The sequence below is a fragment of the Novosphingopyxis iocasae genome, assembly GCF_014334095.1.
Lineage (GTDB): Bacteria > Pseudomonadota > Alphaproteobacteria > Sphingomonadales > Sphingomonadaceae > Novosphingopyxis > Novosphingopyxis iocasae.
The window spans coordinates 1238823-1251759 of sequence record NZ_CP060495.1 but is presented as its reverse complement, the minus strand read 5'-3'; the positions used below and the strand labels follow the sequence as shown (position 1 = coordinate 1251759).

8 protein-coding genes are annotated in these 12937 nt (G+C 59.5%); 5 read left to right on the top strand and 3 right to left on the bottom strand.

The genetic code is table 11. The features are described from left to right. Positions 1 to 13: 13 nt before the first annotated feature. Positions 14 to 1420, bottom strand: coding sequence for an O-antigen ligase family protein (locus tag H7X45_RS05975; protein ID WP_187336597.1), 1407 nt, complete (start codon positions 1418 to 1420; stop codon positions 14 to 16). A gap of 398 nt (positions 1421 to 1818) precedes the next feature. Between H7X45_RS05975 and H7X45_RS05970 the strand changes: the two genes are divergently transcribed. From H7X45_RS05970 to H7X45_RS05950, 5 genes are all read left to right on the top strand, one after another. Beyond that, the gene (locus tag H7X45_RS05970; protein ID WP_187336596.1) at positions 1819 to 4794 is read left to right on the top strand and encodes a beta strand repeat-containing protein; all 2976 of its coding nucleotides are present in this window, start codon (positions 1819 to 1821) and stop codon (positions 4792 to 4794) included. 154 nt (positions 4795 to 4948) lie between these two features. After that, entirely contained in the window at positions 4949 to 6628 is a 1680-nt protein-coding gene (locus H7X45_RS05965; protein ID WP_187336595.1) for a TolC family protein, read from the top strand. After that, on the top strand, positions 6625 to 8352 hold the full coding sequence (locus H7X45_RS05960) for a type I secretion system permease/ATPase (RefSeq protein WP_187336594.1): 1728 nt from the start codon (positions 6625 to 6627) through the stop codon (positions 8350 to 8352). Before H7X45_RS05965 ends, H7X45_RS05960 begins: the two co-directional genes overlap by 4 nt. Continuing rightward, positions 8349 to 9662, top strand: a complete 1314-nt coding sequence (locus H7X45_RS05955; RefSeq protein ID WP_246449742.1) for an HlyD family type I secretion periplasmic adaptor subunit — start codon at positions 8349 to 8351, stop codon at positions 9660 to 9662. The genes H7X45_RS05960 and H7X45_RS05955 overlap by 4 nt, the downstream gene beginning before the upstream one ends. A 140-nt stretch (positions 9663 to 9802) precedes the next feature. Next, a complete protein-coding gene (locus H7X45_RS05950; protein ID WP_214645521.1) occupies positions 9803 to 10954 on the top strand; it encodes a glycosyltransferase in 1152 nt (383 codons plus the stop codon). 24 nt (positions 10955 to 10978) lie between these two features. Here the strand turns inward: H7X45_RS05950 and rfbD are convergent, their stop codons facing one another. Together rfbD and rfbB are read right to left on the bottom strand one after the other, a co-directional pair. Continuing rightward, positions 10979 to 11869 carry a dTDP-4-dehydrorhamnose reductase gene (rfbD, locus tag H7X45_RS05945; RefSeq protein WP_187336592.1) on the bottom strand — a complete coding sequence of 297 codons (891 nt, stop codon included), beginning with the start codon at positions 11867 to 11869 and terminating at the stop codon, positions 10979 to 10981. Further along, positions 11866 to 12921 (bottom strand): dTDP-glucose 4,6-dehydratase, encoded by a 1056-nt coding sequence (gene rfbB, locus H7X45_RS05940; protein WP_187336591.1) that lies wholly within the window; start codon positions 12919 to 12921, stop codon positions 11866 to 11868. The genes rfbD and rfbB overlap by 4 nt, the downstream gene beginning before the upstream one ends. Positions 12922 to 12937: the final 16 nt, after the last annotated feature.

Here is a 12937-nt window from a genome sequence, read left to right as displayed (position 1 = left end):
AACGCGCCTATAATTAGCGTTCGGTATTTCGTAAAGCGCGGCCACGTGCCCACGGCAATTGCATCCAGCCGGCAGCAAGCACCAGCATCGTCATGATGAGCGGCGTTCGCGCCGGATAGTCCACCACGCTTGCAAGCGCCACCAGCAATATGATGACGGAGCCCGCGCGCCCCAGCGGAACGAAATTGCGCTCGCTTTCCTGAAGCCACAGCCGCCCAGTGCCGAACAGCCACCAGATAAGTGCCAGCGCGATGATGACGGCGCCCAGCGCCCCGCCTTCCAGCACCACTTGCAGATAGTCATTGTGCACCGCGTTTACGTAGCTGGTGCCAAGGTTGGCGAACGGCTCGAACCGGCGATAGACTGGATCGAACGCCCCGTAACCGATCCCGATGGGAAAGAAAGCGCGGGTCATTTCCCAAGCCACCGGCCACACGCTCGCACGCACCTCGTCGGCTACGCCAAGCCCCATGAACCGCTGCACCGCGGCTGCACGCTGGAAGCTCATGACCGCCGCCACGAACCCCGCAATCAGCACCAGTGCTCCACCGATATAATAGGGCCGCCGCTTGCGCCGCACCTTGCCATAGGCCTTGCGCAGCGAAGGCACGGCGACGGCAAGGGAAAGCAGGATGGACAGCACGCCCAGCACCAGTCCCGCGCGTGATCCGGTGGTGACCAGCATCAGCATCAGGAACACCCCCATGCCCAGCGCCACCCAGCCGCGCATCGGCACGCCCTTGCGACGGTCACGCTGCTGCATCGCCCACACCGCCATCAGCGGAAAGGCCATCGCCAGGAAGGTGGCATCATGGTTGCGGTTGGCGAACAGTCCCACGGCGGAACTGCGGTTGGTGATCGCATACCAGCGCAGCGGGGAGGCATCCCCCCCGCTGATTTGCGCCAGCCCCAGTACCGCGCTAGCGAAAATGATCACGATCAGCGGCATCACCAGCTGCGCGCGCGACGCCCGGTCGAGCGAGGTGAGGCCGATCGCCGCTGCCACCGGCACGACCAGCGAGAACAGCGCATTCCACCCCCGGTCCGGCGACAGATTGATCGGCCGCGCGGGCTGGGCGATCTGCGCAATCTGGGCGGCTTGTTCGTAAAAAGCGCGCCCCGGCAATCCGGTCCAGAGCGAAGGAGCAAGCGGGATCAGCTGCACGGCCGCGGCCAGCACGGCCAGCGCCAGCACCGCGAACACCGGCCACAGCGCCCGCGCCCGTCCCCAATCGATCCAGCCAAGCGCCACTAGGGCGCCAACATAAATAATGGACCCGACACGTACGAAGGGCTGCGCCAGTGAATCCGCGCGCGATGCGCCGCCCGTCAGCGCCACCAGCGCAAGGAAGCAGATCATCAGCACGAGGGGCCCGCGCGCGCGGAGCTCGGCGGACAGAGGGGTGGAGCGCCTGGCCATGAAGTTCCCGGATAGTGTCGGTGAAGACTGGGTCCGATGAAGCAAGCCGCCGTACCAGTCAACCGCGCGCACAGCCAAATCCCTGCGCGCTGTTTGGGTGTCGCGGCTCCATTCCGCAATCCTGCTGTATATTAGATGAATAATAGCCTCATGCGTGCCCCGGCATGTTGCCTTCGCTGACGCCATGACTTAGAAGTCGCATCCGCAACTCTGATCGACGGAACCGATTACGCCGACGGGCGTACCGATGTCGTCGAGGCGTTAACTACGCTTTAATGGTGCGAGCGCCAGGTGAGAATGAATTGACATTCGCACCCTGATGCTCAAAGCGGTTGGGGAAGCAGGGGGGTGGAACGCCCTCGCGCGGAAGTTTGAGTTTTAATCGAGGAGTTTTTGAGATGGCTACGTATGTAGGTACAGGTAATGCTGATACCATTACGCCGACGCAGTTTCCAGCGCTTGACGGCGCTGATGACAGCATCATCGGCAACGGTGGTGATGACACGCTGAACGGCGGTAGCGGTAACGACACGATCACCGGCGACGCTGGCGATGACTCGCTGATGGGCGCTGCTGGCAATGACTCGATCAATGGCGGCGAAGGCAATGATCTGCTCAACGGCGGAACCGGCGCTGACACGATGACCGGTGGCGCGGGTGATGACACCTATGTCGTTGACGGTCTTGGTGACATCATCAACGAAGCGAATGGCGCTGGTACGGATGCTCTTATCGCTGGCGGTAGCTATGTTCTGGGTTCTGGCGTTTATGTCGAAAACCTCAGCCTCGCCACTGCTGCTAATTCCACCACTTATGGTATTAGCGAGCCGGGCAATGGTAGCTACCTGATCGGTAACGAAGTCGGTGGTCAGACGCTTACCGGTAACGATTTTGCGAACACGCTTGATGGCGGTCGCAACACCTTGGGTGCTGCTGGTGATACGCTGATCGGCGGCGCAGGTAATGATACTTTCGCCGTTCGTAACCCGACCGATCAGGTCCAGGGTGGCGCTGGTAACGACGTCGTTTATGTCGATGCTGCTTCGCTCGTCGCTGGCGGCCAGATCGTCGCTTCCTGGGACGCAAGCAATACGCTTGCTGGTACGAACAGCACCGGCATCGAGACCATCTCGGCTGCCGATCAGAGTGGTACGGCTGCCCTGAACCTCACGGGTAACGCTGACGCACAGATCATCGCCGGCAATATGGGTGCGAACGTCCTTAACGGCGGCGGTGGTGCCGACACGCTGATCGGTCTTGGTGGAAACGACACTTATGTCGTGGATGCGGCTGCTTCGGGCGCCGTAGTGATTCAGGAAGCTGGCAACGGAGGCAATGACACGCTGAACCTTACCGGCACGACCGGTAACTTCAATCTTTCCACCAATAGTGATACGGCTTCGATCGAAACCATTAAGGTTACGAATGCTGATTATACCGGCACAATCACTGGTAACTCGCTCGGTCAGACGATCAATGCTTCAGTCACCGGTAACGCTGCTACGGGCGGTCCGGTCACGCTGAACGGTGGCGGCGGTGCCGACACGCTGATCGGCGGCGCGGGTTCGGACACGTTTCGCGTGGACTCCGCTGACGACGTTATTCAGGACTCGACTTCTACGGATAACAACGCGACGAACGAAACCAATGCGGTCGAGTTCCTTGGGAAAACCGGCGGCTTTGACTTGGCTGATGGGGTGAATGTAACGTCGATCACGGCAACTGCTGCGACAGAAGATGGCAATGTTTATCTCGTTGGTAATGGGTACAATCAGACCATTACGGGCAACGCTGGCAATAACGTTCTCGATGGCGGCAACGTGACAAAAGCCACTGACGGCACGGCGGTTACTACTCAGGGCGATACGCTAGATGGCGGTGCTGGTAACGACGTTTACCGCATCTACACTGCGAATGATCGAGTTATCGACGCCAGTGGCACCGATGTTATTTACACCAGTGCGGCGACGACCAATCTGGCAGTGGTTGCAAACGGATCGGCTATCGAAACCCTTTCTGCCTTCGATCAGTCTTCGAGTTCTATCAATTACACCCTGACCGGTGATGCCAACGCGCAAGCGATCATCGGTGCAATGGGGAATGATACGCTCGCTGGCGGTGGCGGTAAGGACACGTTGATTGGTCTTGGCGGCAACGACACTTACAATGTTACTGCCAACGCTACGGCAACAGACAACAGTGTCATTCAGGAAGCTGCGGGTGGCGGCAACGACATCCTCAACCTCACGGGTAATAATAACTACACACTTGCGAAAAACGTCGAAATTGAGCGTATTAATCTCGATAATTCGTTTAATGGTACTGGCGTGATGGGCGGCAGGACTGTGACGGGCAACGAGACCAGTCAGGTTATCGATGGTGCGAACGCTGCTGGTCCGGTTACGCTGAACGGCGGTGGCGGTACGGACACGCTTATCGGCGGTACGGGCAATGACACGTTTGTTGTGGACGACGCTTCTGATGTCATCATCGACACCAAGGGCGGCCCGAACAGCATCAGCTTCGCTGGTACGGGTGGTTACGATCTCGCCGCCGGCGTGAACGTTGATAACCTCTCGGTCGCTACGAGCGTGAAGAGCGGCGTGTACCTCGTGGGTAACGAGTTCTCGCAGGTCATCACCGGCGGCGCAGGTAACGACGTGTTGAACGGTGACGGCGGTCTGTCCGGCGCACTTGATACACTCCGTGGTGGCGCGGGTGACGATGTTTACCGCGTTTGGAACTCGAATGATCGGGTTGTTGAAAGCGCGGGTAACGGTTTTGACACCGTTTACACGAGCGTAAACTACTCGCTCGCTACCAACGACGCCAACAACGTTGCTGACGGCGCTGCGGCGGGTACGGTTCAGCAGATCGAGCAGCTCTCTGCTGCAGATCAGTCATCCACCGACTCCTTGACCCTTTATGGTAACGATGCTGCCAATCGCATCATCGGTAACAACGGCGCGAATATTCTCTCCGGCGGTGCCGGTCAGGACGTTCTCATCGGCCTCGGTGGTGCGGACACCTTCGTGTTCCAGAACTACGGTGCCGGCAACGCTGATACCATTCAGGACTTCAGCAAGGCTGAGGGTGACAAGTTCCAGCTTGTCGACGGGGCATCGACCACTGACTTCAACGGTCTGATGAACGGTTCTTCGGGTACGCTGGATGCCTCGCAGTTCGTCAGCGGTACGGAGACGACTTCTGCTGCTGGTACGGCGCAGATCGTGTACGATCAATCGACCGGTCGCATCTTCTTCGATGCGGACGGCGCCGGCGGCAACGCAGCGGCCCTGGTCGCTCAGGTGACCCCGGGTACCGAGCTGACGGCGAACGACTTCACCGTCGTCTCGGCCGCTCCGCAGATCTAAGATCGGCGATGAATAGGGAAGGGCCCTCGCTTCGGCGGGGGCCCTTCTTTTTTTGCTTTATGACGCAGGGGTTCTCGGCCATGCCCTGCACAAATGACGCGCACATCGGGCTTTGCCCGTCGCCAGTATCCGTCCTCTGAAGGCCGCTTCATTCATGCGTATGCAATCCGCGAAGTTATTGGATTCCACCGCGATCGCTCGCCCGCTTCTGGCGGGTCTTTTCGTTTGTGCGGCACTGGCGCCCCTCGGCAGCCTCTCCGCACAGGAAGTTCTGGAGGGCTATACCCCCTCCGTTGCCGTCCCGTCCGAAGCGGTCGATCCCGCAGCGCCGCCGCCCACGCCGCGGCCGCTCGATCCCGTTCCGCTGGACCGGCCGTCGGCGCTGACGCCCGACACGCGTTCCGCGCCGCCCCCACCGGCCCCGCCGCCGCTGCCCGCGCCTTACGCTACGCCGGCGCCGCAGTCGGGAACCGCAACTCCATCCGCGCGCGCCGATGATGCGCCGGAGCTTCCCGCTCCCGTTGCGCGCCCGCTCGCAATCGATCCCGCAACCGATCCCATCCTCATCCTAGCAGACCGCTCTGGCGACGCGGCCTACTTCACCGGAATTGTGAAGAGCGGCGTGCGCATGCACCCGTCGATTGATGAGGCGCAGGCCCTCGCGCGTCAGGCGCAGGAGGTGAAGGATGAAGCGGAAAGCGCCCAGTATCCGCAGGTCGAAGTGGGGCTTTCCAGCTACCGTGTGATCGCGCAAAGTTTCCGCAACGAACTGGACAATCTCCTTCAGCGCGCGCGCCCCAACGCTCGCACCGACATCACCGGCAACGTCACCCAGCGTCTGATCGATTTCGGCGCCACGGTAGACCGGATATCGTCCGCCGAATCGACCATCCAGGCGGCGCTTGCCGACGTGGATAATGTTGCCGCGCAACTCGCGCTCAACACCATCGGCGCATGGTATGATCTGTTTGCCGCGCGTACGTTGTTGCAGCTCACGTCCGATTATCGGGAGAGTGTGGCCAAAGGCGCTGATCAGATGCGCCAGCGGATCGAGCAGGGACAGTCGGCGCCCGCAGATATGGCGCGCGTGGACACCGAGCTTGCTTCGCTGGACGTGCGCGCTGCACGATATCGTCGTCAGGTCGCCAGCGCGGAAGCGCGGTTTCAGGAACTGACCGGTCAGCCCGTTCCGGAGGATCTGGGCCGCGCACCGCTGCTTGGGTCCGCGCCCATTACGCGCGAAGGGGCACGGATCGAGGCGGAGAATATTCCGGCGGTTCGTTCCGCCCGCGCGCAGGCCCGCGCGGCGGAAAAAGCTGCTGAAGCGGCGCGTGAGGATACATTGCCGTTGGTCACCGCCCAAGTGGCGGCGGGGCGCTACGGCGCCTTTGAAGTCTCGAAGGATTATGACGTCCGTGCGATCGTGAATGTGCGTCAGCAACTGTTTGGCCCGGGAGACGCCCGCGCGGATCAAGCCCGGGAGCGTTCCAGGGCATCGGATGCGCGGGCGGTTCGGGTGCGCGAGGAGTCAGGGCGCGATGCAGCGATTGCCTTCAGCGATCTGAAGGCCCTGGAAGCCCAATTGCAATCGCTGAAGGAAGCTTATATCGCGAGCCGGACCACGCGTGATGCCATTTCGCAGCGCTTCCGCTACTCCAGGGGCAGTCTTCTCGACGTGCTTGCCGCCAACGATACCTATTTCGCGGCGGCTGCTGCCTATGTCGACGGATTAACCCAGCGCGATGCAGCTTATTACGTGCTACTCGCGCGCACCGGGCGTCTTCTCGGGGCACTTGATATTAGGCCCACAACAGAAATGATGTTGTCCGAATGAGTGATTCCAATCTTTACACGGTAAGCAAACCGCGTTTCGCCCGCTGGCTTGTCGAGCCGATGCTACAGAACCGCTCGACCTATATGAAGGTCGCGGTCGCTGCCGCGCTGATCAACACCTTTGGTCTCGTCACGTCGATCTTCACCATGACGGTATATGACCGCGTGCTGCCGAACAACGCCACCACATCGCTGGCGGGCCTGACCATCGGGCTTCTGTTTGTGATCTTTTTCGATTTTGCGTTGCGGACCTTGCGGTCCTATTTCGTCGATATCGCTGGGGCTAATGTAGACCGGGACGTCGGCGATTCGGCATTCCGCAAGTTGATCGCAATGCGTCTCGACAACAAACGCGGCTCAACCGGCGCACTTGCCGGTACGCTGCGCGAACTCGAGACGCTCAGGGACTTCTTCGCGTCTGCCTCTCTCTCCGCATTCATCGATGTGCCCTTCATCCTGCTCTCGCTAGCCGTGGTCGCGCTAATCGGGGGATGGGTGGTAGTCGTGCCCCTGTTGATGGTTCCTCTCGTGGTCATTGCCGGTGTGGTTACCTTTCCGGCGATGGATCGGCTCGCCACCGAGTCCATGAACGAAAAGCTGCACAAGCAGTCTGTGTTGGTTGAGGCGATCGGCGGTATAGAGACGGTCAAGGCTACGGGCGCTGGCAATCTGCTTACGCGGCGCTGGCTGCAAGCGATCGACATGCAGTCGGAGCTGGGCACGCGCCAGCGCTTGATCGCCTCGCTGTCTACGAACGTCGCCAATGCGGCGCAGACCATGTCTTACGCTGGCGTCATCGTGATCGGCGTGTTGATGGTCGAGAACCGTGAGTTGACGACAGGTGGCCTGATCGCATGTTCGCTTCTTAGCAGCCGCGCGGTAGCGCCGTTGGGCCAGATCGCTCAGCTTCTGTCCCGTCTTACGGCCAGCCGTACTGCCTATCGCACGCTGAACCAGTTCATGCAGCAACCGCACGAGAACGAAGGTGATGGCAAGATCCGTCTTAATCGCATCGAGGGTCGCGTCGAATTCCGCGATGTGAGCTTCAAGTATCCTGGTGCAAAAGATTATGCGCTGGAACATGTGAACCTGAAAATTGAGCCGGGTGAGCGGGTCGGCATTCTTGGCCGTGTTGGCTCGGGAAAATCGACCATCGCGCGGCTTGCGCTCGGTCTTTATGAGCCAGCTGAAGGGCTGGTTCTGCTGGACGGCTCGGATCTCAATGAGATCGATTCGGTTAGCATGCGTCAGCATATTGGTTCCGCCCTGCAGGAGAGCGTTCTGTTGACCGGCTCCATCCGTGAGAACATTACACTGGAACATCCGCACATTGATGATGATGAGATGATCCGTGCTTCTCAGCTGGCCGGTGCGCACGACTTCGTTTCGCGCATCACGAACGGCTATAATGTCAAACTTTCCGATCGCGGCGAGAGCCTTTCGGGCGGTCAGCGGCAAAGTATTGCGCTTGCTCGCGCGCTCGCAGGTAAGCCGCGTCTCCTCATTTTTGACGAACCCACCAGCAGCATGGATGCGCAAAGCGAACAGGCGCTGATTCAGCGGCTTCAGGAAGAGACCAAAGATCGCACGATGATTATCATCACTCATCGTACGCCGATGCTTAGTCTCTGTACGCGCATCATCCTCATTCAGGATGGTAAGATTCAAATGGATGGACCACGCGATGCGGTTCTTCAGAAACTCTCACGTCCGGCGGCAGCATGAAGCAGGAAGACTCCTCGATTTTCGACTCGATGAGCAATCGCCTTAATCCGTCGAAAGCGTCGAACCTGCTGCTTGGCGGGATTGTAGTCTTTATCATTTTCTTCTTCGTTTGGGCCGCACTTACCGAGCTGGACCGGACTGTTTACGCGCGCGGTGTTGTGGTGCCGACCGCGCAGCTTCAGCGAGTTTCAAACCTTGAGGGCGGTATCGTTGATCGCATTCTGGTTCGCGAAGGTGAGATGGTGGAAGCCGGTCAGCCGCTGGTTGAGCTGGATAACACTGTCAGTACGGCCAATCTGGACGCGGGCGAAATTTCCTACGAGGCGCTGCGTTACAAGGTGGAGCGCCTGGAAGCAGAAGTTGTGGGCCGCGCGCCACGCTTCGTGCCGACCGACAATCCGCAACTTGCCAATCAGGCCGAGGTCGAGCGCGCTTTGTACCAATCGCGTCAATCCGATCTCAACAGTTCCTTGGCTGCGGCGCGAGATCGTGTGATCCAGGCTGAGCGTGCAGTTTCCGAGGCACAGGCAAATCAGGCCGCTGCCGCCAGTTCGCGGGACGCAGCAAGGGAGCAGCTCGATTTGTTGCGACCGCTGGTCGATAATGGGGTTGAGCCTCGCGCTTCTTTGATTCAGGCACAGCGTAATTACGACGTGGCGCAAAGCCAGGTGGCCTCGGCCGCCGCCGCTCTATCGCGCGCACGTGCAGCCGTCGGGGAGGCTAATTCCGCCATGCGGCAGATCAGCCAGCAACGGCGGTCGGATGCAGCAAACGAGCTGACCGCCGCCCGTGCTGAAATGGCCGGTCAACGTAGCGCGTTGCCCGCCGCAGAGGATCGTCTCGAAAGGACTGTCGTCCGTTCTCCGTTGAAGGGCCGCGTCAACCGTGTGCTTGTCAGTACGGTGGGCGGTTCGGTGTCGGCAGGTCAGCCTTTGGTGGAGATCGTTCCGAGCGAAGGAAATCTCGTTGTCGAGGCACGGGTGAAACCGGATGACATCGCGTTTGTTTTTCCGGGCCAAAATGCGCTTATTAAAATTACCGCTTACGATTATGCGATCTATGGCGGACTTGAAGGGCGTGTCGAAAACATTTCGCCCGATGCTATCGTCGAAGAGCGGACGGGCGAGACCTATTATAATGTTCGCGTTCGTGCGAACGCGAAGGGCTTGAAAGCTCAGAATGGCACACTGCTTCCTATCACTCCGGGTATGATCGCCGACGTCAATCTGACGGGTGATAAGCGATCGATCCTAGATTACATCCTTACCCCCTTCACGCGGGTGAAGAACGACGCTTTCCGCGAACAGTAGGGCCTGCGAAGTTCTATGAACCTGCTGATGTTTGGAAACGGTGAAATATCGTGAGAGTTCTTTTCGCTCATCAGAACTTTCCAGGTCAATTTCGCCACTTGGCTGCTGCGCTGGTGGAAAGTGGCAATCAGGTTCATGCGATGACCATGAACGACGCAGCGCCTATCCCCAACGGCGTTACAGCGACGCGCTCTATCTCCCGCCATGGAAGCGATTCCAAGGACAGCTGGGCGCGTGACATGGAAGCGAAAGTCATTCGCGCGCATGTGACTTTGGAATCGGCTGTTGGGTTGCGTCAGGAGGGTTATGTCCCGGACGTGATCGTGGGTCATCCGGGATGGGGTGATACCTTGTTCCTGAAGAATGTTTGGCCGGAAGCGCGCTTCGGCATTTACTGTGAGTTCTTTTACGAAGCGCAAGGGACGGACATCAATTTCGATCCGGAGTTCAAGAGCGCAGGCGATCCGATCATCGCCGATTGCCGTGCCAAGCTTAAAGCCCTGACGCAGCGGCTTCATTTCCCGATGGCGAATGCCGGTATATCACCGACCAATTTTCAGGCCGATACCTATCCGGATGAGTTCCGCGATCGTATTACGGTAATCCATGATGGGATCGATACGCGCAACATCCGTCCGCGTCCCGATGCTGGAATCCAGCTTGGGAGTGGCAAGCGCCTTACCCGCCAGGACGAGGTTATCACCTTCGTTGCGCGAAACTTGGAGCCTTATCGCGGTTACCATATCTTCATGCGCGCGTTGCCGAAGCTCATGCGCGAACGACCCAATGCCCGCGTCATCATTGTAGGCGGTAACGGTGTAAGTTATGGTGCCGCGCCGCCGGAAGGCAGCTGGCGGGAGCGTTTCCTGGGGGAAGTGGTCGGCGAATTGGATATGAGCCGCGTGCATTTCGTGGGCAATATCCCTTATGATGTCTTCACTCAGCTGATGGCGGTTTCAAAGGTCCATGTGTATTTGACCTATCCGTTCGTGCTTTCCTGGAGCCTGCTTGAAGCAATGGCGAGCGGCACAGCGGTGGTGGCTAGCGATACTGCCCCGTTGCAGGAAGTGATCAGCCATGGTGAGACCGGCCTTCTTTTCCCGTTTTTCGACCCCGACGGACTTGCCGCTCAGGTATGCTCGCTGCTGGAAGACGAACCGCGCCGAGCCTCCATGGCCGCAAAGGCGCGCGAGCATGTGATTGCGAACTATGATCTAACCACTGTCTCTCTGCCGCGGCAGATGGAATGGCTGCAATCGCTCTACGAGGCGGAGCCACTTCCGCCTTTCTGATGCGAAGCGGCCTCGCCTCGAAGATTAGTTACCGCGTTCTTCGATCAGACGGCGCACCACTGGCCTTAGAGACGTGCGCCAGCCGGGTGCATCGTAGCCGAATGTTTCGGAAAATCGCCGGCAATCGAGTCTCGAATTGGCAGGGCGTTTTGCCTTGGTCGGGAAGTCAGCGCTGGCAATTCGGTTGACCCTTGCGACAGGTCCATTGAATTCGTCGCTGAATGTAAAGATCGCCTGAGCGAAATCAGCCCAGCTTGCATCACCTGTTCCAGCAAAATGATAGATACCGTTGAGGCCATCGCCATCTGACAGTCCGTTATGATCGGCAATGGTCAGCAGTGCCTGGGCAATGTCAATGGCAGAAGTCGGGTTACCATGCTGATCATCAACAATGCCGAGCTCATCACGGCCGTCGGCGAGGCGAAGCATCGACTTTACGAAATTGTTTCCGAACGGGCTGTAGACCCAGGCGGTGCGTAGCACCGCATAAGCTGCGCCGCTTTCGGCGAGCGCGCGTTCCCCGGCAAGTTTCGTTTCGCCGTAAACGCCCAGCGGGGCGACGAAATCGTTTTCTGTCCAGGGTCTGTCGCCGCTGCCATCGAAAACATAGTCGGTGGAGAGATGGATGACCGGTATGCCTGCTTCGGCAGCGGCCGCGCCGATCACTCCCGGTGCGATACCGTTCACGGCCATCGCAACGTCGGGGTCATCCTCGGCTTGATCGACCGCGGTGTAGGCGGCACAGGAGAAAATCAGATCTGGCTTGGTTTTGCGGACGGTCCGGTGAACGCTCTCGGGATCGAGCAAATCGAGTTCAGGCCGTGCGCCGAAGACCAGCTCATGCGGTCCGCGGGCCGCCATTTCGGCTATGCTCTGGGCGACTTGTCCGTTGCGGCCGGTGACCAGAATTTTCATTTTTTGGTGCCCAGCCTCGTGCCGTCATAGGAGCCGAAGCGGATCGGGCCCCACCACCACTCATTGTCGAGATACCAGTCGATCGTCTTTTCGAGACCGGACTGGAAGCTTTCTTCCGGCGTCCAGCCCAGATCGGATTTGATCTTGGATGCATCGATGGCGTAGCGCTTGTCATGGCCAGGACGATCGGTGACGAACTCGATCAGGTCGCGGCGCGATCCGCTCTCCATGGGTCGCTTTTCGTCGAGGATATCGCAGATCGCTTCGACAACCGCGAGGTTGGTGCGCTCCTCGTTCCCGCCGACATTATAGCTTTCGCCGGGCACGCCCGTGGTCAGCACCCGCTCGAGCGCGCGCGCATGATCGTCGACATAGAGCCAGTCGCGCACATTGTCGCCGCGGCCGTAGACGGGCAGTTTCTTGCCTTCGAGCGCGTTGAGGATGGTAAGCGGGATCAGCTTTTCGGGGAAATGATAGGGTCCGTAATTGTTCGAGCAGTTGCTGATGACGGTCGGCAGGCCGTAGGTTTCATGCCAGGCCCGCACGAAATGGTCGGATGAGGCCTTGGAGGCGGAGTAGGGCGATTTCGGAGCGTACGCGGTTTCTTCGGTAAACAGCGTATCGTCGAATTCGAGTTCGCCGAACACTTCATCGGTGGAGATGTGGTGGAAGCGGAAGGCGCTGCGCTTCGCATCGTCCAGGCCGCGCCAATATTCCAGCGCGGCATCGAGCATCCGGACTGTGCCCATCACATTGGTTTCCACGAAGATGCCCGGTCCGTCGATCGAGCGATCGACATGGCTTTCCGCGGCCAGATGCATGACGCCGTCCACTTCATGGTCGCGCAGCAGCGACAAAACGAGCGCCGTATCGCTGATGTCGCCTTCCACGAAGACGTGCGCGGGCGATTCCGACACGTCCTTCAGGGACGACCGGTTGCCGGCGTAGGTCAGCTTATCGAGCGTGACGACTTTGCGGCCTTCCGCAATGAGGCGACGCACCACCGCCGAGCCAATGAAGCCGGCACCGCCGGTGACGAGGATCGTATTCATGTCGGTCCTTCTCGGG